This window comes from Quisquiliibacterium sp., from assembly GCF_982640115.1.
Window position 1 is genome coordinate 16,100 of record NZ_CEXFHW010000016.1, and the last position, 22,201, is coordinate 38,300.

Sequence of the window (22,201 nt, forward strand, 5' to 3'; positions counted from 1 at the left end):
CCGGCAGGCCGCTGGGCACCCTCGGCTATGATCCGCGGCTATTGCGCAGGAGCTCCGGCATGAACCGATTCCGACGACTGATCTCGGTGGGCGCCACGGCGCTGGCCGCCGGCCGCCACGCCAGCGCGAGCGCGCAGGGCGCGCGCACGCTCAGGGTGATCGTGCCCTTTGCCGCCGGCGGGCCGATCGATCTCACTGTGCGCATGCTGGTGGACAAGGCGCGCGAGTCGCTCGGCACGGTCATCGTCGAGAACCGGCCCGGCGCCGGCGGCGGCATCGGCGTGGCGGCCGTGGCTCGCGCCGCGCCCGACGGGCAGACCATCGGCGTGGCGGCGGTGGCGATGCACGCGATCAACCCCTGGCTGTTCGCGAAGCTGCCCTACGACCCGATCCGCGATTTCGCACCGATCGTGCAGATGGTGCGCATCCCGAATGTGCTGGTGATCAACACCGAGACCGCCGAGCGCCTGCGCATCGCCAGCCTGCGCGATTTCGTCGCCTACGCCCGCGCCAATCCCGCCCGGCTGAACTACGCCAGCGGCGGCAACGGCAGCGCCGGCCACCTTGCCGGCGAGCTCTTCAAGCAGCGCGCCGGGTTCTTCGCGGTGCACATTCCCTATGCCGGCGGCGGCCCGGCGCAGCTCGCGCTGCTCTCGGGGCAGGTGGATTTCTCGCTCGACAACCTGGCCACGGCCGCGCCCAACCTGCGCGGCGGCCGCATCCGCGCGCTGGCGGTGACCACGGCCCGGCGCACGCCGCTGCTGCCCGAGGTGCCGGCGATTGCCGAGACCTATCCGGGCTTCGAGATCGACACCTGGTGGGGGCTGACCGCGCCGGTGGGCACGCCACCCGAGGTGATCACCCGCCTGAACGCGGTGTTCGGCGAGGCGCTGCGCGCGCCCGATATTCAGGCGAAGTTCGCTCAGCTGATGGCCGAGCCGGTGCCGGGCAGCCCGGCGCAGTTTGCGGCGCTGATCGAACGCGAGCTGCGGCGCTACGAGCCGGTGGTGAAGGCGAGCGGCGCGAAGGTGGACTGAGCGTCGCCCGGCCTCGGCTGCGGGCCGTCAGCCCGCTCCGAGCAGCCGGGCCCGTCGCGCCAGCATCGGCGCCCAGGCGGTCTCGTCAACCAGATGCCGCGGCCGTTGCCCCGCCAGCAGCACCGCGTCCAGCGCCTCGATCACGCTGCGGCCGTTGCGCTCGGCGGCGTCGGCGGTGTGCCCGGCGAGGTGCGGCGTGACCACCAGGTTGGGCAGCTCGGGCAGGCCGGTGCCCTGACGGCCCTGCCGGTCAGTGATCACATCGAGGGCCGCGCCGCCGAGCCGGCCGCTGAGAAGCGCCGCCACCAGCGCGGCTTCATCGACCACCTCGCCGCGGGAGGCGTTCACGAACAGCGCGCCCGGCTTCATCGTGGCGATGGCCTGCGCGCTGATCAGTCCGCGGGTCTGATCGGTGAGCGGCACGCACGGCACCAGCACATCGGCGCCAGCCACGCAGGCGTCGAAGTCCATCGGCTGGACGAAACCGGGCAGTCGCGCCGGCGTGCGGGTGTGCGCGGCCACCCGCGCGCCCAGCCCCGCGTGCAGCATGGTGCCCAGCGCGGTGCCGATCGCGCCGCAGCCGATCAGACCCACCTGACGGCCGGCGAGGTCGAGGGCGCGGCCCGAGAAGGCCGCGCGGGTGGCGGCCCAGCCCTGGCTGCGCATCGATGCGCCGATCTGCGGCAGGCTGTGCAGCAGCGCGAGGATCTGCGCCACGCACCACTCGGCCACGCTGGTGGCGTTGCCCCCGGGCACATTGCTCACCGTGACGCCGTGGCGGGCGCAGGCGGCCATGGGGATCACATCGAGACCCACGCCGTGCCGGGCCACATGCAGCAGGCTGGGCGCGAGCGCGCAGGCATCGGCAGGCAGGTCGTCGCGGGCGATGACCGCGTGCGGATCGAAATCGCGCAGCGCCTGCGCGATGACCTCGGTGAGCGGCGCAGGGGCGATCCGTAGCGCGAAGCGCTGATCGAGCGCTGCCGCGATCGCCGGGCTCAGCGCGCGGGTGCTCAGCACCCGGGGGCGGGTTGCCTGAGCGCTCATTCCGGCTGGATCCCGGTTTCGCGGATGACCGCGCGCCACTTGTCGATCTCGGCCCGCACATGGGCCGCGAAGCGCTCGGGCGAGCCGCCCACCGGGTCGGCGCCATTGGCCACCAGGCGGCCCTGCACCGCGGGGTCGCGCAGCGCCTCGTTGACCAGCCCGTTCACCGATTCGACCGCCACGGCCGGGATGCCCCGCGGCCCGAAGAAGCCGAACCAGGAGCCGGAATCGAAGCTCGCCAGTTTCTTCTCCTGCAGGGTGGGCACCTCGGGCAGGGAGCGGGAGCGGGCGTCGCCGGTGACCGCCAGCGCGCGCACCGTGCCGGCCCTGATCAGGCCGATGACCGATGGCCCGGTGGCGAACATGAACTGGATGCGCCCGCCGACCAGATCGCGCAGCGCCTCGGCGCCGCGGTAGGGCACATGCTGCGGTCGGGTGCCGGTGCGCAGGCCGAAGAGCGCGCCGGTGAGGTGGGCGGCGGTGCCGATGCCGGTAGAGCCGTAGTTGAACGCATCGGGCTGGCGACGCATCAGCGCGATGAACTCCTCGACCGTCTGCGCCGGCACGCCGGCATGCACCACCAGCACATTGCAGACATCGGCGATCAGCACGATGGGAACCAGATCGGTGAGCGGGTTGTAGGCCAGGCGAGGCACCAGCGAGGGGCTGACCGCGATCGGCCCCACCGAGGCGCACAGCAGGGTGTGGCCGTCGGGCGCGGCCAGCGCGGCCTGGGCCGTGCCGACATTGCCGCCGGCGCCGGCCTTGTTCTCGGGCACCACCGGCACCTTCCAGCGATCGGCGAAGCGCGCCGCCATCTCGCGGGCGAGGATGTCGGTGGTGCCGCCGGCGCTGAACGGAATGATGATGCGCACCGCGCGTGAGGGATAGCCGCCGCCGGACTGCGCCTGCACGATCGTCGGGGTGACGCCGGTGGCGCCGATCGCCAGTCCGCCCAGGGCGCTCAGCGCCTGCCGGCGTTCGGGATCGGACACGGAGCGGGTCATGGGCGGGTCCTCGCAGGCCGGGATGGGAGAGCCGCCATGGATCGGGTCAGACCGGAAAGCGCGAGCCGGGCTGATCGAGTCGCCAGATCGCGGCCAGCCAGTCGCGGGCGCGTGCCGCGCCCAGCACCGGCGCGGCCAGCTCGAGGAATTTCTCCTCGAGGTCCTGGTCGGAGAGCGGTGCGTCGGGATCGCCGATGCGGGTGGGCTGGAAGAAGCTGGCCTGTCGACCGTCACGGGTGGTGAAACCGATCCGCGCCGCGCGCTGGCCGGGGAAGGCGCGGTCGCAGTCGGGGTCGACCTCGGTGCGGATGCGGGCCATCAGCGCGCGGATGGCCGGACTGGCCAGGCGCGCCGGGCTCATCGCGTCGAGGCGCACGCTGCCGTGGAGCAGCGCGCTGGCCACCACGAAGCGCAGGCTGAAGCGGGCTTCGGCCTCGGTGCGGGGATCGGCGATGTCGGCCACCGCGAGCGCCTCGCCATAGGTGGCCACCGAGACCTCGGCGAGGTCATCGGGCGCGATGCCGAGCTGGCGGCGCAGCGCCAGCGCGCCATCGATCGCCGCGAAGGCGTGCCCGCAGCAGCCATGGTTCTTGAAGGTCATGGCGGTGATGTTCCAGCGCTCGCCGAGATCGCCGGTGGCCTCGGCCCACGAGGGCGCGTTGCTCATGGCCACGCCCAGGCCGGCCTCGCCGTCGAGCACATCGGGCGAGCCGATCATCCCGGCGGCGGCGAACTGCGCCGCCTGCACCCCGGCCTGCGCGGCGCGCCCGGCGTGCAGCGGCTTGGCGTGCGAGTCGCTGCGGAAGGCCTGCTGCAGGCCGGCGGCGAAGGTGGCCACGGTGGCCAGGGCATGGGCGTGCTGCGCGCCGCTCAGCCCGAGCAGCAGGCCGGCAGCCGGGGCGGCGCCGAAGCAGCCCACGGTGCCGGTGTTGTGCCAGTAGCGGTAGTGGGCCCGGCCCATCACCGCGCCGATGCGGGTGGAGATCTCGTAGCCCGCGATCACGGCCCGCAGCAGGGCGGGGCCGTCGGCATCGCGGGACTGCGCCAGGGCCAGCGCCGCGGCGATGGTCGGGGCGCCCGGGTGGTAGATGGCCTCCTTGTAGATGTCGTCGAACTCGACGGTGTGCGCGGCGGTGCCGTTGACCAGCGCCGCCGCGCCGGTGGTGGCGCGCCGGCCGAGCAGCAGCCGCGATGCGCCGGTGTCGAGCTCCTCGGCGAGCGCCTGCGCCATCAGCGTGACCGGCGGGCACACCGAGCCGGCCACCGCGCAGGCCGTCCAGTCGATGACAGCGCGGCGGGCGTGATGCCACACCGCCTCGGGCAGCGGGCGGAGGGCGGTGTCGGCCGCGAAGGCTCCGAAGTCGGTCAGCAGGCGGCTCATGACAGTGGGGCGGCCAGGACCGCTCAGGTGCGGTAGGACGGATCGATGCGATCGGCCAGCCGGCGCATGGCCGGCCACTCGAGCACGCCGTAGGGTCGCCGGGTGCCCGGCCGGTAGGCGTGGTGGGTCTTCTCGATGACATCGGCCGGGGGCATGACCAGGCCCTGGCCGGCGGCCTGGGCCATCAGCTGCGCGCGGCAGGCCCGCTCGACCCGGTAGGTGTTGTTGAAGGCCTCGGCGATGCTGCGGCCCACGGTGAGCACGCCGTGATTGCGCAGGAACATCAGGTCGGCGTCGCCGAGATCGCGCACCAGCCGCTCGCGCTCGCCCGGGTCGACCGCCACGCCTTCGTAGTCGTGGTAAGCGACCTTGTCGAAGCGCATGGCGGTCTGGGTGATCGGCAGCAGGCCCTCGGGCAGGGCCGACACCGCCATGGTGGCGAGCGAGTGGGTGTGCACCACGCCGTGCACGGCGGGCAGGGCCTCGTGGATGGCGGCGTGGATCACCCAGCCCGCGGGGTTGAACCGGTAGCCCAGGCCGGGCGGGAACTCGGGCGCCCAGAGCACCTCGCCGGCGAGGTTGATGCGCACCAGCGACGAGGCGGTGATCTCGTCGTAGGTGAGGCCGAAGGCGTTGAGCAGGAACTCCTCGGTGCCGGGGATCTTCACCGAGATGTGGTTGTAGATGAGGTCGTCCATCCCGAAGTGCTTCACCAGCCGGTAGGCGCAGGCGCAGTCCACGCGGGCAGCCCACTCCTGCGGGCTGACCTGATCGCGGATGGACGCGAGCTGCAGCGGCGGATAGTCGGGATCGGGCTGCAGTACCGGATAGGCGCTGCGCAGGTCGGCCAGCGCGGCACGGGCCTCAGACATGATCGGCGGCGTCTCCCGGGACGGGGACGGGCTCGGCCAGGCGGCTGGCCAGCACCTTGTCGATGCGCTTGTTGTCCATGTCGACCACCTCGAAGCGCCAGTCCTGCCAGTCGATGCGATCGCCGGTGTTGGGCACGCGGCCCAGCAGCAGCATCACCATCCCGCTGAGCGTGTGGTAGCGGCCCTTGTCCTCCTCGGGCAGTTCGGGCAGGGCAAGCCGGTCCTTGAGCTCGGGCAGCGGGATCAGGCCGTCGAGCAGCCAGGAGCCGTCGTCGCGCTGCATGGCCCAGGCATCCTCGGCGCGGTGCGGCTTGAACTCGCCGGTGATCGCCTCGAGCACATCCTGCAGCGTGACCAGACCCTGGATCTCGCCGTATTCGTCGATCACCAGCGCGAGCTGCACATTGTTCGAGCGGAAGTTCTCGAGCAGCTCCATGCCGGTCTGGGTCTCGGGCACGAACACCGCCGGCAGCAGGTCGCGGGCGAGATCGGCGCGCTCGCCGCGCAGGGTCTGGGCGAGCACCTGGCGCGCGGTGGCGATGCCCAGCACCGTGCCCGGTCCGCCCTTGCATACCGGGAAACGGCTGTGCTCGGCGCGCTCGATCTTCTGCAGGTTGTCCTCGAGCGGGTCGTCGATGTCGAGCCAGACGATGTCGGCGCGCGGAATCATCAGCGAGGTGATCTGACGGTCGTCGAGCCGGAACACGTTGCGCACCATCTGGTGTTCCTGGCGCTCGATCACTCCGGCGTCGGAGCCCTCGGCGAGCATGGCCTGGATGTCCTCCTCGGTGACCGCGCTCTGCGAACCGGCGCGCACGCCGAACAGACGCAGGGTGAGGTCGGTGGACAGGCTGAGCAGGCGCACGAAGGGCTTGGTCAGAATGGCCAGGGCCTGCAGCGGCCGGGCCACCACGCGGGCGATCGGCTCGGGGTTGATCTGGCCCAGGCGTTTGGGCAGCAGCTCGCCGATGACGATGGAGAAGTAGGTGATGCTCACCACCACCAGCGCGGTGGCGCCGATCTCGCTGGGGCCGCGCTCCAGACCGAGGGTCTGAAGCCAGAGCGCGAAGGGCGCGGCCAGCGCCGCCTCGCCGACGATGCCGTTCAGCACGCCGATGGAGGTGATCCCGATCTGGATCGTGGACAGGAAGCGGGTGGGATCCTGGCCCAGGGTGAGGGCGGTGGCTGCCCCGGCATCACCGGCATCGGCCATCTTCTGAAGGCGGGTACGACGCGCGGTGACCAGCGCGATTTCGGCCATGGCGAGCATCCCGTTGAGCAGGATGAGGCCGAACAGGACGACGATTTCCATGGAGTGGGCGCCGGCGGGCGCCCCAGCGGTTTCGGAATCGGCATTGTCGCAGGCCGCGGGCCCCTCGCGCAAAGCCGCCCGGCGCCTGGCTCGGGCCTACACTGCCCGCACCACGCTGGCGAGGAGGCCGACATGATCGAACATCACCTGGACATCCCGACCCCCGACGGGCTCATGAACACCTTCTATGTGCACCCCGACGAGGGCGGGCCGCACCCGGTGGTGCTGTTCTACATGGACGCGCCGGGCAAGCGCGAGGAGCTGCACGACATGGCGCGGCGCATCGCCTCGGTGGGCTACGCGGTGATCCTGCCCAACCTGTACTACCGGCGCACCCGCGAGTTCGTCATGGTGCGCGACGAGGCCGGCTTCAAGCGCATGTTCGAGATGATGGACCACCTCAGCAATGCGCTGATCGCCAGCGACACCGGCGCGCTGCTGCGCTTCATCGACTCGCGGCCCGAGCTGCGTCACGACCGGGTGGGCGTCGTGGGCTACTGCATGAGCGGGCCGTTCTCGGTGACCGCCGCGGCGAACCACGCCGATCGCATCTCGTGCATCGCCTCGATCTACGGCGCACGCATGGTCACCGACAAGCCCGACTCGCCGCACCGGGTGCTCGACCGCGTGCGCTGCGAGTCGTACTTCGCCTGCGCCGAGATCGACCAGTACGCGCCGCGCGAGATGATCGATACCCTGGAGTCGGCGCTGAAGACGGCCGGCACGCCTTACCGGCTGGAGTGGTACCCGGGCGCGCAGCACGGCTTCGCCTTCCCGCTGCGGGCCGGCATCTACGACAAGCCCAGCGCCGAGCGTCACTGGCAGCGTCTGTTCTCGCTGTTCGAGCGCAACCTGAAGCGCTGAGCGGGCGGCAGCGGCGCGGCCTGCCCGGGCCTGGTGGCGCTCGGGTCGGGCCTCGCGGCCGGCCCGCCCATGCCCCGGAGGCTGCGCGATCGGGCCTCAGTCGCGAAAGAAGAACTCGCCGATCGACTGGTCGTAGAGCGCGGGCACCTGTTCGTGGCCCACTGCCCGCGCCTTGGCCACCACCTCGGCACGCACGGCGCGCATCAGCCGGTCGACGCTCACGCCGGGCTGCTCGATCTGACGCAGCAGCACGCGGGTGAACAGGCCGTTGGGATCGCGATCGCCGGGGTTGAGCCGGTCGAGCGCCTGCTGACCGGCGCCCGCCGAGAAAAGCACCATCTGGCCCGTGGCCGGGGTGGTGGGCGCCATGCCACGGGTGCCGATCGCCCGACCGCTGCCCTTGAAGGGGTTGTCGCGGCAGGCGTCGACGATCGCCAGCGTGAACCGCGCCTTGCGATCCTGGATGTCGTCGAGCACCTTCTGCAGCGGCAGGGCATCGTCGCGCACCTGTTCGGCGGAATCGCCTCGGATGTCGGCCGGCAGCAGATAGTTGGTGCCGCCGATCTGCACCCCGTGCCCGGCGAAGAAGAACAGCACCTCGTCGCCGCCCTGGATGCGACTGTTGAACTGGCGCAGTTCGTCCTTCATGGCCCGCTCGGTGAGGTCGGTGCGCAGCGTGACCGCATAGCCGAGCTTGCCGAGCTGCGCGGCCATCGCGCGGGCGTCGGCCCGGGCGTTCTGCAGCGGGGTGACCGTGGTGTAGCTGTCGTTGCCGATCACCAGCGCGAGACGGCGCGCGCTGCCGGCCGCGGGGGCTTTGGGCGTCGCGCTGGCAGCGGGCGCCTGGGCCACCGGCTGGGTGGTCGCGGGTGCGGCGGGCGGGTTGCTGGCGGCCTGCTGGCGACGCACTTCCTCGCGCAGCTTGGCGAGTTCGGCGGCGAGCTCCTCGATCGGACCGAGCCTTGCCGGGGCGGCAGGCGCGCCGGTGCCGGCCACCGCGGGCGAGTTGCCGGGTGGGCGCACCGCCGGCGCAGGGCCGGCCTGGCTCACCGTGGGCGCAGGGCCGGCCTGGCTCACCGTGGGCGAAGGGCTGGCCTGGCTCACCGTGGGCGAAGGGCTGGCCTGGCTCAAGACGGGCGCCGGGCCCGGCGGACTGACGATCGGCGCAGGGCCGGCCGGGCTCACAGCGGGCGCCGCGCTGGCTGGCCTTGCGGTGGACGCAGGGCCGACCGGGGTGACCGGTGTCGCGGTCACCGGTCTGATGGTCTGCGCGGTCATGGTGGCCATCGGCTGGGCCGTGACCGCGGCCACCGACGGCACGGGCTGGCTGGGGCGTGATTGATCGAGCATGGCATGGATGCGATCGCGCGCCGCCTGCTCGTACATCACCGGTTCCGAGCGGCCGGCGACCGGTGGCGTGGCCGACGCCGGACCGCTGCGTACCGCGGCAGTGGCACTTGCCTGGAGCGCGCCGCCGAGCGTGGGCATGCGCACGGTCCGGACCCCGTCGAGGAAGGCCGCACCGCTGGCGCTGACCATGCCGCGCGACCAGGCGCGGAGCACCGCGTGGGCGGGTTCCTCGCGGCTCTCCCGGGCGAGCTCACGCAGCTTGAACGGATCGATGCCCATCGGCGCGGTGCGCACGAAGGCGTTCACGAAGATGCCCGGTCCCTGCCAGCGTCGTACGCTGAGTTCCAGGAAGGCAGTGCTCTCGGCAGCCCAGGGCGGGCTGCTGCCGAGGGCGGCGATGATCGGCGTCCAGGCGCTGGTGGCCTCGACCGTGCGCGTCCAGTCGGAGAACCGGGTGATGCTGAACCAGCGGGAGCACCGGGTGACCAGCTGGCTGTGAAGGGTGTCGTGGCGGTCGACCAGCCAGGCGTTGGCGGCGTTCTCCTCGCACACCGAGCGTTCCCAGTTCATGCGGTCGGTGACTGCCCGCAACACCAGCAGCGGCACGGCGGCGGCCGGATCCTCGGACTGGACGGCCACGGTGTGGGCCACGGTTTCCATGCCGGCGACCTTGCGCGGCTGATTGAAGACCGCGATCACCCGCCAGCGGCCATCGGGCAGCCCGACGAGGTTGCCGCCGCCCAGGTCGAGCATGCCCTGGATGATCGAGCCCGTCACCGGTTGCGCCTGGGCGCCGGTGGGCAGGAGGAGCGCAGCCGGCAACAGCAGGAGGGCGGCGACCAGCGCGAACAGCCTCCGGATCGCACGGCGGCGGTCCTGGGCGGCTGGCGCGCCGCACCCGGATCGGAGGGGCATCGGGATCGGCTGGGGTGCGGCCGGCAGCGGGTGCTCGGGCATGGCTCTCCTCATCGTGAATGGCCACGGCCACGGCGCCGTCGGCGGTTCATCCTATCGCGGGGGCCTGGTGCCCGCGGCGGCCCGGCCCCCGGCCGGTCGGATCGCCGGCGTGAACGGCCGGCGCTTTGCTATCCTCGACCCATCCGCCGTCCGCAGCGCATTCCCGCCCTGGCCCGTCGACCGGCGACAAGGATCTCCTGATGAGCGATGTGTCGGTGGACCGCACCCGCCGGGTGCGGCCGGTGCTTGAGTATCCCTGTGGCGAACCGCCGGCGGCCGGCCAGGCCACCGAGGTGGCGCCCGGCGTGCTCTGGATCCGCATGCCCCTGCCGTTCTCGCTGGCCAACATCAATCTGTGGGCAATCCGCGACGGCGAGGGCTGGACGGTGGTCGACACCGGCATCCAGACCCCCGAGACCGCCACCGCCTGGCGCGAGGTGCTGGCCGGGCCGATGGCCGGCCTGCCGGTCACGCGGGTGATCGTCACCCACATGCACCCTGACCATGTCGGCATGGCGGGCTGGCTGATCCGCAAGTTCCCGGGCGCCGCGCTGTGGATGACCAAGCTCGAGTACCTCAACTGCCGGGTGCTGGTGGCCGACACCGGCCGCGAGGCGCCCGAGGACGGCGTGCTGTTCTACCGCCGTGCCGGCTGGAACGAGGAAGCCATCGAGCATTACCGCACCCGCTTTGGCGGCTTCGGCAAGAGCACCTACAAGATCCCCGACAGCTTCCGGCGCCTGAAGGATGGCGACGAGCTGCGCATCGGCGACCATGCCTGGCGGGTGGTGGTGGGCAACGGCCACTCGCCCGAGCATGCCTGCCTGCACTGCCCCGAGCTCGGCCTGCTGATCTCGGGGGATCAGGTGCTGCCGCGCATCTCCTCCAATGTCTCGGTGTTTCCCACCGAGCCGCAGGCCGATCCGCTGGGCGACTGGCTGAGTTCGCTGGCGCGCATCCGCCGCGAGGTGCCCGATGCGGTGCTGGTGCTGCCGGCCCACAACGAACCCTTCCGTGGCCTGCATGCGCGGCTCGATGACCTGATCCGCGGTCACGAGGTCGGCCTCGAGCGTCTGCGCCGCTCGCTGCGCGACCGGCGCTGCCGGGCGATCGATGTCTTCGGCGCGCTGTTTGCGCGCAAGATCGACGGCGACAAGCACCTGCTGGGCATGGCCACCGGCGAGAGCCTCGCCCACCTCAACTACCTCATCGCCCGTGGCGAGGCGGTCCTGGAGACCGACGAGCAGGGTGTGAACTGGTACCGCGCCGCCTGAATCCATGTCGTTCGCCCTGATCCCCGGTGCCGAAACCGGCAGCCTGCTGGCGGCCATGGCTGCCACCGCGCTGCTGGGGCTGAAGCATGGCTTCGACGCCGATCACCTCGCGGCCATCGACGCGGTGGGGCGGGTGCACCGCCAGGCCGGCCGGCTGCGCGCGGCGGCCGCCAGCGGCGCGCTGTTCTCGGGCGGGCACGCCCTGGTGATGCTGGCGGCGGCGCTGCTCGCGTTCCGGGCCGGCGGCACCCTCCTGCCCGACTGGCTGGACGCGGCCGGCGCCTGGCTCTCCATCGGCTGCCTGAGTCTGATCGGCATGCTGAGCATCCGCTCGGCCGACCATCATCGGCCCGGGCCGCTCGCCTGGCGGCGCGCCCTGCTCGGGCGGCTGCTGCCAAGCGACATGCCGGCCTGGTCGGCCGCGCTGGTGGGCGGGCTCTTCGCCTTCTCGCTCGACACGCTGGCCACGGCCGCCATGTTTGCCGGCTCGGGGGCCCGACTGGGCGGCTTGCCGGCGGTGGCCTTGCTGGGGCTGGCCTTTGCCGCCGGGATGCTCACGGCTGACGGCCTCTCGGGCTGGTGGGTGAACCGGCTGAGCGGTGCCGGCGCGCTGCAGCAGCGCCGGGGTCGGCGCCTGGCCGGTTGGCTGGTGGGCCTGGCCGCGCTGTTCACCGCCGCGCTGGGCGCGGCCCGGCAGCTGGCGCCGGCGCTCGATGACTGGGCCGACTCCCATGCACTGGGCGTGGGGCTCGCCCTGCTGCTGGCCACCTCGCTCAGCCTGGTGGCGGCCGCAGCCTACGCCCGGTTGCGCCCGGGCTGAGCGGGCCGGCGCGGTCCGAACCGGCAGCGCGCCCGCCTGCCCGGGCTGATCGGGCCTCAGCCCTTCGCGCGCAGCGCCTCCCAGACCCGTGGCGGCGTGAAGGGCATGTCCATCGGCGGCACGCCGCGCCGCCGCAGTGCATCGCTCATCGCATTGACCAGCGCCGGCAGCGAGCCCGAGCAGCCGGATTCCCCCACGCCCTTGGCGCCGAGCGCGTTCAGGCGGGTGGGCACCGGGTGGTAATCGGTGCGGATGTGGCGCAGCCAGTCGGCCCTCGGCATGACATAGTCCATGAAGCTGCCGGTGAGCAGCTGGGCGGTGTCGGGGTCGTAGACCAGCTGCTCGCCGAACACCTGACCCGCGCCCTGCACCACGCCGCCGTGCACCTGGCCCTGGGTGAGCTGCGGCGAGACCACATGGCCGAGATCGTCCACCGAGGTGTAGGCCACGATCTCGGTGATGCCGGTGGCCGGATCGATCTCGACCTCGGCCACATGGCAGCCATTGGGGAAGGTGGTGCCCGAGGTGGACTCCCCTTCGCAGTCGAGCGGATGCGGGCTGGCGCCGCGCAGCGACTCGGCCAGCTCGAACAGGCCGATGCGGTGCTCGCCGCCGTGGAAGGCGCCGTCACGGTACTCGAGGGTGGCCGCAGGCAATGACAGGGCGCGGGCGGCGTGCGGTCGCGCGCGCTCGATCAGGTTGCCGGCCAGCACCTTGAGTGCGCTGCCCGCCCCGTAGAGCGAGCGCGATCCGCCGGTGCCGTTGCCCACCAGCTCCTCGGCGGGATCGCTGGCGTGGTAGCGCAGCTGCTCGCGCGGCACGCCGAGCAGGCCGGCCACCAGCTGCGTGAACGAGGTCTCGTGGCCCTGACCCGAGGGGCCGGTGACGCCGTGCAGATGGAGCAGGCCGTCATCGCGGAAACGCGCCGAGACCTGGTCCTTGGGGGCCACGCCGCCGCCCGAGGCCTCGAGGTAGCAGCCGAAGCCGATGCCGCGCAACCGGCCGCGGGCCTCGCTGGCCTGACGGCGGGCGTCGAAGCCGGCATAGCCGGCCAGGCCGAGCGCCTTGTCCATCACGGCGGCGAACTCGCCGCTGTCGTACTCGGTGCCGTTGGCCGTGGTGTAAGGGAAGGCCGAGGGCGGGATGAAGTTGCGCCGGCGCAGCGCCACCCGGTCAAAGCCATGTTCGGCCGCGGCCTGGTCGATCAGCCGCTCGATGGCATAGGCGATGTCGGGTCGGCCGGCGCCCCGGTAGGCCGACACCGGCACGGTGTGGGTGTAGACCAGCGTGGAGCGCGCGTGCAGGGCCGGCACCCGATAGGCCCCTCCCATGGTCACGGTGAGGTTGCGGGTGCCGATCATCGACTGGAAGTAGCAGGTGTAGGCGCCGAGATCGGCCTGGTTCTCGTAGCGCAGCGCCAGGATGTTGCCTTCGGCGTCGAGCGCGATGCTTGCCTGCAGCACCAGCGCGCGGCCGTGCCAGTCGCTGAGGAAGATCTCGCTGCGCGAACCCACCCACTTCACCGGCCGGCCGAGCTTGCGCGCGGCGAGCATCACCAGCGCCTGCTCGGGATACGGCCCGCCGCGCAGGCCGAAGGAGCCGCCGACATCATGGGCGATCACCTCGATGCGGCTGGCGTCGTAGCCGGTGATCGCGGTGAGCGACTGCCGCATGCCGAGCATCCCCTGGGTGGGGGTGTGGATGGTGAAGCGGTCGGTCTCGGGGTGATGCACCGCCAGGCAGGCCCGCGGCTCGAGGGGCGCGCCGGCCAGGCGCTGGCTGTGCATGCGCAGGGTGGTGGTGTGGGCGGCCCGGGCGAAGGCGGCATCGGCCGCGGCGGCGTCGCCGGCCTCGTAGACCACGCTGACATTGCCGGGCATGGACTCGTGCACCAGCGGGGCGCCGGGGGCGAGTGCCGCATCCAGCGAGGCGACCGCGGGCAGGTCCTCGTAGTCGATGGCGACCAGTTCGGCGGCGTCCTGCGCGGCGCGGGCGGTGTCGGCGATCACCATCGCGATGGGCTGCCCGACGAAGCGGACCTGGTCGGTGGCGAGGATGGGCAGCTGACACTTGACCTGGGGCTTGCCGTCGGCACCGGTGACCGGCGGCCCGCCCGGGATGGGCTGGAAGCCGGCCTCGGCGACATCGAAGGCGGTGAGCACGGCGACCACGCCGGCGGCCTCGCTGGCGGCCGAGCCGTCCACGCGCAGCAGCCGGGCATGGGCACGATCGGATCGGACCATGGCGGCGTGCAGCTGACCGGGCAGGTTCCAGTCGGCGGTGTAGCGGCCCTGGCCGGTGACCAGGCGCCGGTCTTCGTCGCGGGCGGGCGCCAGCCCACCGGTGCGCGGATCGATATTCACGCTCATTGGGCGCCCCCCTCGGCGGCGGCCAGCCGGCCGGCGGCGGTGCGCACCGCCTCGACGATGTTCACGTAGCCGGTGCAGCGGCAAAGGTTGCCGGCGAGCCCCTCCAGGATCTGCTCGTCAGAGGGGGAGGGGTGGCGGCGAAGCAGATCGACGCTGGCCATGATCATGCCTGGCGTGCAGAAGCCGCACTGCAGGCCGTGGCAGGCCGAGAAAGCCTCCTGCACGGGGTGCAGGCGTTCGCCCTGGGCGAGGCCCTCGATGGTGACCACCGAGCAGCCCTCGGCCTGTGCGGCGAGCATGGTGCAGGACTTCACGGCCTGGCCATCGACATGCACGGTGCAGCAGCCGCACTGGCTGGTGTCGCAGCCGACATGGGTGCCGGTCAGCCCGAAGCTGTCGCGCAGCAGGTCGGCCAGCAGCGTGCGCTCCTCGCACTGCGCGGTGCGCGGCTGGCCATTGAGGACGAGTTCGATCTTCATGGGGAGGTCTCCGGGTCAGGCCGAGGCGCTGGTGAGCGCGGCCACCGCGCGCTGGGTCATGAGCGTGACGAGGTGGGCGCGGTACTGGGCAGGGGCGTGCAGGTCGGCGTTCAGGCCCTCGGGCGAAAGGCTGAGCGAGCCGACAGCGGCGGCCGAGAGGTCGCGGGCGAGGGCCGTCTCGGCCGCCTGCCAGCGGAACACGCCCGGGCCGGCCCCGGTCACCGCCACGCGGATCTCGTCGTCGAACTCGGCCACGAACACCCCGGTCATGGCATAGCCCGAGGCGGGATGCGGGAACTTGGCGTAGGCCGCACGCCGCGGGCAGCCGAAGCGCACCGCGGTGATGATCTCGTCGGGCTCCAGCGCGGTGGTGAACATGCCCTGGAAGAATTCATCGGCCGGGATGCCGCGCCGGTCGGTGACCACCACCGCGCGGCAAGCCAGCACCGCGGCCGGGTAGTCGGCGGCCGGATCGTTGTTGGCGATCGATCCGCCCAGGGTGCCGCGGGCGCGCACCTGCGGATCGCCGATGCGTCCGGCGAGATCGGCCAGGGCCGGCAGGCTGGTGCGCACCGTCGCGTCAGCGGCGATCTCGCCATGCCGTGTGCCCGCACCCACCGACAGCGCGTCGCGGTCGCGGGCAACGCCGCGCAGTTCAGCGAGCCTGCCGATGTCGATCAGGGTGGAGGGGGCCGCCAGCCGGTGCTTCATCGAGGGCAGCAGGGTCATGCCACCGGCCAGCAGCCGGGCTTGCGGATCGGCCTTCAGGCCGGCCAGCGCCTGTGTCAGGCCGGCGGCCCGCTGGTAGGAGAAGGGATACATGGAGTGCCTTTCGGGGCAGGCCCGTTTCCGGGGATGGCGGGACATTAACACCGCGTGCCGGGCGCAGCCGGGGAGTCCGTTTCGCGCCTTGCCGGCAGATTGCCGTGGCGAGCGATCCCCGGCATTGATCCTGGAAGGGGGCGGCGGACGGAATCTGCCGCCAGACGGTATCCAGTTCCTGCGTCGGGGGCCGAAAACCGTCGTATGGCTCTTCGCGCGTCCAGCAGGGATTCGGCGGCACCGGTGGTTCGGGTGCGGGCCGCCCTCGTGCGCCGCCGAGTACCGCTCCTGTTCGCCGGCAGTCTGCTGGTGGCCGTGGCCTGCGCCGTTGCCCAGACCCACTCGCCGGGGCCACGTGCGCCGCTGGCGGGCATCGCCCGTGATTCGGTCGCCGTGGTCACCGGGGCCAGCGGCGACACGGTTCTGCTGCGAGCCGGTTCGCTGACCTCGCCGGTGCGGCCGGGCATGCAGCTCGCGGCCGGCGATCGGCTCTTCACCCGGGGCGGCGGCCGGGTTGCGCTGCGCTTTTCCGATGGCGCGGTGATGGCCCTGCATCCGAACACCGAGTTCCGGATCGACGACTACCAGTACGACACCGCCGACCAGCGCAGCTTCCTCAGCCTGATGCGGGGCGCGCTGCGCACCGTCACCGGGGCGATCGGCCGCCGCCAGCGCGATGACTACCGCCTGAACACCCCCAGCGCGACGATCGGGATCCGCGGCACCGAGTACGAGGCCAGCGAGACGGTCTGTCCGCCGTCTGGCTGCGGGCCGGGCGAGCGGGCCGGGCTCGCCCTGCGGGTGATCCAGGGCCGGGTTGCGCTCAGCAACGAGGCTGGCAGTCTCGAGGTCGGCGCGGGTGCGACCGGGCTCGTGACCGACCGGCGTACGCTGCCGGTGCTTGCCGCGCAGACGCTGCCGCCGCAGGCAGTCCCGCCGCAGGCAGCCCCGGCAGCGGCGGTGCCACGGCAGACCGTCGGGTCCCCGCCGGAACCACCGGTTCCGGGCAGCGAGCCGGTTGCGCCACGCTGAGCCAGCGATGCGCGGGGCCGATCGGCCCTACACTGCCGCGATGTTCGGCACCGCATTCACCTGGTGGGGCACCGCGGTCACCTGGCTGGAGGTCATCGCATGCCTGCTCGCCTTCGCCTGCGTGGTCTGCAACATCCTCGAGAACTCCTGGGGTTGGCCCCTGGCGATCGTGAGCAGCGGCCTCTATGCCTGGCTCTTCGCGCACCATCGCATCTATGGCGACGCCGGCCTGCAGGTGTTCTTCGCCCTCACCTCGCTCTGGGGATGGTGGCAGTGGCTGTTCGGTCGGCGCGCCGGTGCCGGGCCGGGCGAGCGCTTGAGGGTGGTGCGGCTCGCGCCACGCCAGATGCGGGTGCTGGCGCTGGCCTGGCTCGCGCTTTGGCTGGGCCTCGGCCTGGTTCTCACCCGGCTGACCGACTCCGACGTCCCCTGGCTGGATGCCTTTCCCACCGCGGGCAGCCTGCTCGGTCAGGTGCTGCTCGGACGCAAGGTGCTCGAGAACTGGCTGGTCTGGATGCTGGTCAATGTGTCGAGCATCGCGCTTTTCACCCACAAGCAGCTCTGGCTCACCGCCCTGCTGTATGCGCTGTTCATTGGCACGGCGCTGATCGGGTGGCTGCGCTGGCGGGCGGTCTGGCGCGCCGGGCGCGGGCCGATCTGAGAAGGGCGCTGGTGTATCCTCAACCCGTCTTCCGACCGTCATGGCCCGACCTGCCAACCCGACCCAGGCGCCGGCTCCTGCCGGCCTGACCACCGCCGACCCCCGGTCGCTGCCGGGGTCGGTGCTCGACGGCCTCGGAGCCCATGTCTGCCTGCTCGATGCCCGCGGCGTGATCCTGGTCGTGAACCGGGCCTGGCAGGAGTTCGCGGTGGCCAACGGCGCGCCCCCCGGCACCCGCCATGAGGGCACCAACTACCTCTCGGTATGCGAGGCCGGCGATGCCGCGGGCTGCGGCGTGGGCGAGCAGCCATCGTTTGCGTCCGGGTTGCGCGATGTGCTCGCGGGTCGCGCCGACGCCTTCGAGTTCGAATATCCCTGCCACTCTGCCGCCGAGCAGCGCTGGTTCCTGGCCCGCGTTGCCCGGGTGCGCGACAGCGACCCGCCGCTCGTGGTGGTGGCCCATGACGACATCTCTGCGCTCAAGCGCACCCAGCTCACCCTTGCAAGACGCGAGGCGGTGCTCGCCGATCTCGCAGCGTCGATCCCCGGTGCACTGTTCCGGCTGGTGGTCGGCGCCGATGGCGCGTTCGGCTATCGCTACCTCAGCCCGGGCGCCGCTGCGCTGTTCGGGCTGGATGCGGCGGCGCTCGCCGCCGACGCCCGCTGCATCGACGAGCAGGTGCTGCCCGAGGACCGCGCCGAGCGCGCGCGCAGCCTGCGGGCCGCTGCGGCCGCCGGCATCCGCTGGGAGAGCGAACACCGCATCCGGCTGGCCGACGGTGCCGTACGCTGGGTGCAGGCTCAGGCCCTGCCGCGGCCCGATGGCGCCGGAGGGACACTCTTCACCGGTCTGTTCAGCGATGTCACCGATCGCCGTCGCGCCGAGGAGGGCCTGCGGATCAGCGAGGAGACCTACCGGACACTGTTCCAGACCATTCCGCTCGGGGTGGTCTACCACGACCCGTCCGGCCGGATCACCTCGGCCAACCCGGCCGCCCAGCGCATCCTGGGGCTGAGCCTCGATCAGATGCAGGGCCGCAGCTCGGTCGATTCCCGCTGGCGCGCCATCCGCGAAGACGGCGCCGACTTTCCCGGCGATCAGCACCCCGCAGCGCAGGCCATCCGGACACGCCAGCCGGTGCGCGATGTGGTGATGGGCGTGTCGGTGCCGGAACGGGGCTATGTCTGGATCATGGTCAACGCGGTGCCGATCCTCAAGGCTGGCGAACTGGTCGAGGTCTACGCCAGCTTCGAGGACATCACCCAGCGCGTCCTTCTGAGCCAGGAGCTGCGCCAGCAGGCCACCACCGACTTTCTCACCGGCCTGGTCAATCGCCGCTACTTCATGGAACGCCTGGAGGCCGAGTTCTCGCGGGTGCGCCGCCATGGGCGTCACCAGAGCTGCCTGCTGGCGCTCGATCTCGATCACTTCAAGCGGGTCAACGACACCCACGGCCATGCCGCCGGCGACCAGGTGCTGCGCCATGTTGCCGACCTGATGCGCCAGAGCGTGCGTCGCCCGGATGTGCTCTCGCGCAGTGGCGGCGAGGAGTTCCTGCTGCTGCTGCCCGACACCGGCCGCGAGGCGGCGGTGTCACTGGCCGAGCGTATCCGCCGGCGCATCGCTGCCTCGCCCACGATGGCCGATGGCCTGCCGATCGCCGTCACGATCAGCATCGGTGTCAGTGCGCTCAATCCCGCCGACACCACCCCCGACGCCGTGCTGGCGCGCGCCGATGCCGCGCTCTATGAAGCCAAGCGCAGCGGGCGCGATACGGTGCGTGTCGCCGGCTGAGGAGATCCATGCCGATCCATCTCGACCCCGAGGAACTCGCCCGTCTGGCCCATGCCGACGAGCTGCGGCTGCGGCTTCCTGTCCCGTCGCGGCCGGTCTCGAGCGACGAGTTCATGCCCGCACCGCAAAGCCCGCAGCAGCGGCGATTCGAGGCCCGCACGCTCGCCTACGGTCGCGAGTTCGCGCGCCACCAGGGCCTGACCCGCCGGCGCTTCTTTCAGAGCGCAGCCGGGATGGCCGCAGCGTTCCTCGCGATGAACGACACCTGGGGCCCGCTCTTCGCGGTGTCGCACGCAGAGGCGGCCACCCCCGACATGGCGAGTGCGCGCGCCTCGGCGCTGTCGGGCCAGTTCATCATGGACATGCACACCCATTTCCTGCATGACCAGACCCGGCTCGCCGGTTTCATCCGTTCCCGCGAGGCGGTGGGTCGTGCCGGATGGAATCCGGCGCTTGCGGGCAGGCCGCAGTCGCTGGAAGACCTGAAGTACGCGAACTACTTCAAGGAGGTCTTTCTCGACTCCGACACCAAGGTGGCGCTGATCAGCGGCTCGGCCTCGCATGACCCGGTCGACTGGTTCCTGAGCAACGACCAGAAGCGCGACGCGCGCGCCCGCATCAATGCCACCGCCGGCGGCACCCGCCGCGCCTTCTCGCACCTGATCTTCACGCCGGGCGTGCCCGGCGCGCTCGAGCGCTTCGAGCGTGAACTCGTCGCGCTCGCGCCCGACTCCATCAAGGGCTACACCATCGGCGACAACACCAACAAGCCGATGGCGCGCTGGCCCTGGCGCATGGACGACGAGAAGCTCGCCTACCCTTACTACGAGCGCGCGCTCAAGGCCGGCATCCGCAATGTCTGCGTGCACAAGGGCCTGTTCCCGCCGCACACCGAGCAGCAGTTCCCGCACCTGCTGCCCTACTGCCGCGTCGACGATGTCGCCCGGGCCGCGCGCGACTGGCCACAGCTCAATTTCATCATCTACCACTCGGCCTACCGGTATGCCGCCGGCGGGCGCACCGAGGATGCCTGGGCGCAGGTGCAGGCGAGCGGTCGGGTCGACTGGGTGACTGACCTCGCCGAGATCCCGTCGCGCCACGGCGTGAGCAATGTCTATGGCGATCTCGGCCAGATCTTCGCCCAGAGCACCATGGCCGATCCCCACCTGGCGGCCTTCATGATGGGCACGCTCATCCGCGGTCTGGGCGTGGAGCGGGTGGTGTGGGGCACCGACGCGATCTGGACCGGCTCGCCGCAGTGGCAGATCGAGGCGCTGCGCCGCCTGGAGATTCCCGAGGACATGCAGCGCCGCCATGGCTTCCAGCCCCTGGGGCCTGCCGATGGTCCGGTGAAGAACGCGATCTTCGGCGGCAACAATGCCCGTCTGTACGGCTTCACCGAGGCCCAGCGCCAGGCGCTGGCCGGCGACCGGCTGAGCGAGGCGCGGCTGGCCTATCAGAGGGCCGGCACCTCGCGTTCGAACCTGGCCTACGGCTTCGTGGCGCGCGATCGCGCCAGCTGAAGCCCCGGCGCCGTTGCGGCCACCCGGGCCGCAGCCGGGCCGCGGCATAGAATCGCGGCCCATCGACCTTCCATCCGGCTCATCCGGTCTTTCCAGGAGAACCCCGTGTCGCGCCTGCCTGCATTCCGTTCCAACCCCGATGCCGCCATGCCGGCTGCGTCCTCATCCGGCCAAGCGCGCCGCAAGGCCCTGCAGGCGGCGGGCGCCCTGGCCCTGGGCGCCGCCTTGCCCGGCGCGGCCCGGGCCCAGTCCGACTGGCCGCGGCAGTCGGTGCGTCTGGTGGTGCCCTTTCCGGCCGGCGGCGGTGCCGACCTCGGCGCGCGTGCAGTGGCCGTGCACCTGGGCAATGCCTTCGGCAAGCCGGTGGTGGTGGAGAACCGCGCCGGCGCCGACGGCGCGGTGGCTGCGCTGGAGGTGAAGCGCTCGGCGCCCGATGGCCACACCCTGTTCTTCGGCACGGCCACCTCGATGTCGTATGTGCCCTCGCTCAAGCGCGAGCCGCCCTATGACCCGGTGGCCGACTTCACGCCGATCTCCACCTTCTGCATCTTCACCTTCTACCTGATGGTGGCGCCGACCATGCCGGCGCGCACCCTGGCTGAACTGGTGGCACATGTGAAGGCCAACCCGGGCAAGTTCGCCTACGCCACCGGCAACAGCACCGGCATCCTGAGCATGGGCCAGCTCGCCCGCCAGAACGGCCTGGACATGACCCATGTGCCCTACAAGGGCGAGGCCCAGGCCGCGATCGATCTGATCGGCGGGCGGGTGCAGATGATGTTCGCCACGCCGGCGGTGATGCCCCAGCTGCTCAAGGAGAAGTTCCGGCCGGTGGCGGTGCTGCTGCCTCGGCGCACCACCACCATGCCCGAGGTGCCCACCATGGCCGAGGCCGGTCAGCCGCTGGTCAACATCTCGCCCTGGGGCGGGCTGTTCGGGCCGGCGCGTCTGCCGGGCGACCTGGTCGAGCGCATCTCGCGCGACTTCGGCACGGTCATGCGGCGCGCCGATGTGGCCGAGCAGTACGAGAAGCTCGGCCTGTTCCCCACGCCGTCCACGCCGCAGGTGATGGCCGATGTGCTGCGTCAGCAGCTCGCGGTCTGGGACCGCACCATGCGCGACCTGGGCATCGCCCGCGAGTGATCGGGGCGCTCAGGTCCGCAGGCTGATCAGCAACGCGGCGGCGAGGCCCGTCGCCAGCGGTGGCAGCGCCAGCGGCCAGGCTCGTCGGTAGAGCGCGGCTTCGGCCGCGCCCAGGCCGAGCACTGCGGTGCCCATCGACACCCGCATCGGCGAGAGCATCGAGAGGTTGGCCGACACGCTGGTCTGCACGGCTGCGATCCAGGCCGGGTCGGCACCCAGCCCGCGGGCCAGCGCAATGTCCAGGGGCATGAGCATGGCCGCGGCGGCCGCCGCGCTGCCGGTGAGAAAGCCGCCCACGGCCGCGAGCAGCGGCACACCCAGCAGTGCCCAGCGCTGCGCGAGTTCGCTCAGCGCCTCGGCCAGCGCCTGGGCCATGCCCGAGCCGAGATAGCACTGCGCCATCAGCATGAAGCTGGTGGTCACCGCGCAGGCTCGCCAGGCGCCGCGCGCGGCGCC

19 protein-coding genes are annotated in these 22,201 nt (G+C 72.0%); 9 read left to right on the forward strand and 10 right to left on the reverse strand.

The annotated features are described in order from the left end of the window. Window positions 1–59: 59 nt before the first annotated feature. Window positions 60–1,037, forward strand: a complete 978-nt coding sequence (locus tag AC2H6A_RS03480) for a Bug family tripartite tricarboxylate transporter substrate binding protein (RefSeq protein ID WP_484271743.1) — start codon at window positions 60–62, stop codon at window positions 1,035–1,037. A 27-nt stretch (window positions 1,038–1,064) separates the two neighbouring features. Here AC2H6A_RS03480 and AC2H6A_RS03485 read toward each other — a convergent pair whose 3' ends face one another. From AC2H6A_RS03485 to AC2H6A_RS03505, 5 genes are read right to left on the reverse strand one after another with little or no spacing between them, the layout of a single operon-like run. Beyond that, window positions 1,065–2,084, reverse strand: coding sequence for an NAD(P)-dependent oxidoreductase (locus AC2H6A_RS03485; protein WP_484271744.1), 1,020 nt, complete (start codon window positions 2,082–2,084; stop codon window positions 1,065–1,067). Next, window positions 2,081–3,091: a Bug family tripartite tricarboxylate transporter substrate binding protein gene (locus AC2H6A_RS03490; RefSeq protein ID WP_484271745.1), complete on the reverse strand. Its 1,011-nt coding sequence runs from the start codon at window positions 3,089–3,091 to the stop codon at window positions 2,081–2,083. The genes AC2H6A_RS03485 and AC2H6A_RS03490 overlap by 4 nt, the downstream gene beginning before the upstream one ends. Before the next feature lie 46 nt (window positions 3,092–3,137). Then, on the reverse strand, window positions 3,138–4,472 hold the full coding sequence (locus AC2H6A_RS03495; protein WP_484271746.1) for an MmgE/PrpD family protein: 1,335 nt from the start codon (window positions 4,470–4,472) through the stop codon (window positions 3,138–3,140). 23 nt (window positions 4,473–4,495) lie between these two features. After that, window positions 4,496–5,344, reverse strand: a complete 849-nt coding sequence (locus AC2H6A_RS03500; protein ID WP_484271747.1) for a class II aldolase/adducin family protein — start codon at window positions 5,342–5,344, stop codon at window positions 4,496–4,498. Continuing rightward, window positions 5,337–6,656, reverse strand: a complete 1,320-nt coding sequence (locus AC2H6A_RS03505) for a hemolysin family protein (RefSeq protein ID WP_484271748.1) — start codon at window positions 6,654–6,656, stop codon at window positions 5,337–5,339. Before AC2H6A_RS03505 ends, AC2H6A_RS03500 begins: the two co-directional genes overlap by 8 nt. A gap of 132 nt (window positions 6,657–6,788) precedes the next feature. On the opposite strand from AC2H6A_RS03505, the gene AC2H6A_RS03510 reads away from it, so the two are divergent. Next, window positions 6,789–7,520: a dienelactone hydrolase family protein gene (locus tag AC2H6A_RS03510; RefSeq protein ID WP_484271749.1), complete on the forward strand. Its 732-nt coding sequence runs from the start codon at window positions 6,789–6,791 to the stop codon at window positions 7,518–7,520. Window positions 7,521–7,616: 96 nt separating this feature from the next. On the opposite strand, the gene AC2H6A_RS03515 is transcribed toward AC2H6A_RS03510, so the two are convergent. Beyond that, on the reverse strand, window positions 7,617–9,785 hold the full coding sequence (locus AC2H6A_RS03515) for a caspase family protein (protein ID WP_484271750.1): 2,169 nt from the start codon (window positions 9,783–9,785) through the stop codon (window positions 7,617–7,619). 242 nt (window positions 9,786–10,027) lie between these two features. On the opposite strand from AC2H6A_RS03515, the gene AC2H6A_RS03520 reads away from it, so the two are divergent. Both AC2H6A_RS03520 and AC2H6A_RS03525 read left to right on the forward strand, forming a co-directional pair. Then, window positions 10,028–11,101 (forward strand): MBL fold metallo-hydrolase, encoded by a 1,074-nt coding sequence (locus AC2H6A_RS03520; RefSeq protein ID WP_484271751.1) that lies wholly within the window; start codon window positions 10,028–10,030, stop codon window positions 11,099–11,101. A 4-nt stretch (window positions 11,102–11,105) separates the two neighbouring features. Continuing rightward, the gene (locus AC2H6A_RS03525; RefSeq protein WP_484271752.1) at window positions 11,106–11,921 is read left to right on the forward strand and encodes a HoxN/HupN/NixA family nickel/cobalt transporter; all 816 of its coding nucleotides are present in this window, start codon (window positions 11,106–11,108) and stop codon (window positions 11,919–11,921) included. Between the two features lie 56 nt (window positions 11,922–11,977). On the opposite strand, the gene AC2H6A_RS03530 is transcribed toward AC2H6A_RS03525, so the two are convergent. The 3 genes from AC2H6A_RS03530 to AC2H6A_RS03540 are packed head-to-tail and all read right to left on the reverse strand — an operon-like array spanning window position 11,978 to window position 15,591. Next, window positions 11,978–14,290: a xanthine dehydrogenase family protein molybdopterin-binding subunit gene (locus AC2H6A_RS03530; protein ID WP_484271753.1), complete on the reverse strand. Its 2,313-nt coding sequence runs from the start codon at window positions 14,288–14,290 to the stop codon at window positions 11,978–11,980. Next, window positions 14,287–14,769 carry a (2Fe-2S)-binding protein gene (locus AC2H6A_RS03535; RefSeq protein ID WP_484271754.1) on the reverse strand — a complete coding sequence of 161 codons (483 nt, stop codon included), beginning with the start codon at window positions 14,767–14,769 and terminating at the stop codon, window positions 14,287–14,289. Before AC2H6A_RS03535 ends, AC2H6A_RS03530 begins: the two co-directional genes overlap by 4 nt. Before the next feature lie 15 nt (window positions 14,770–14,784). After that, the gene (locus AC2H6A_RS03540; RefSeq protein ID WP_484271755.1) at window positions 14,785–15,591 is read right to left on the reverse strand and encodes an FAD binding domain-containing protein; all 807 of its coding nucleotides are present in this window, start codon (window positions 15,589–15,591) and stop codon (window positions 14,785–14,787) included. 267 nt (window positions 15,592–15,858) lie between these two features. Here AC2H6A_RS03540 and AC2H6A_RS03545 point away from each other — a divergent pair, with 267 nt between their 5' ends. The 5 genes from AC2H6A_RS03545 to AC2H6A_RS03565 all read left to right on the forward strand — a co-directional run bounded on the left by AC2H6A_RS03545 (window position 15,859) and on the right by AC2H6A_RS03565 (window position 21,745). Continuing rightward, window positions 15,859–16,623, forward strand: a complete 765-nt coding sequence (locus AC2H6A_RS03545; RefSeq protein ID WP_484271756.1) for a FecR family protein — start codon at window positions 15,859–15,861, stop codon at window positions 16,621–16,623. Window positions 16,624–16,663: 40 nt separating this feature from the next. Continuing rightward, window positions 16,664–17,284 carry a nicotinamide riboside transporter PnuC gene (pnuC, locus tag AC2H6A_RS03550; RefSeq protein WP_484271757.1) on the forward strand — a complete coding sequence of 207 codons (621 nt, stop codon included), beginning with the start codon at window positions 16,664–16,666 and terminating at the stop codon, window positions 17,282–17,284. A gap of 40 nt (window positions 17,285–17,324) precedes the next feature. After that, complete coding sequence (locus AC2H6A_RS03555; protein WP_484271758.1) at window positions 17,325–19,079, forward strand: sensor domain-containing diguanylate cyclase; 1,755 nt, start codon at window positions 17,325–17,327, stop codon at window positions 19,077–19,079. Window positions 19,080–19,087: 8 nt separating this feature from the next. Beyond that, on the forward strand, window positions 19,088–20,602 hold the full coding sequence (locus tag AC2H6A_RS03560; RefSeq protein WP_484271759.1) for an amidohydrolase family protein: 1,515 nt from the start codon (window positions 19,088–19,090) through the stop codon (window positions 20,600–20,602). Window positions 20,603–20,707: 105 nt separating this feature from the next. After that, window positions 20,708–21,745, forward strand: a complete 1,038-nt coding sequence (locus AC2H6A_RS03565) for a Bug family tripartite tricarboxylate transporter substrate binding protein (protein WP_484271760.1) — start codon at window positions 20,708–20,710, stop codon at window positions 21,743–21,745. Window positions 21,746–21,754: 9 nt separating this feature from the next. Here the strand turns inward: AC2H6A_RS03565 and AC2H6A_RS03570 are convergent. Next, on the reverse strand, window positions 21,755–22,201 hold a 447-nt coding region (locus tag AC2H6A_RS03570), incomplete at its 5' end, for an L-lactate permease (RefSeq protein WP_484271761.1).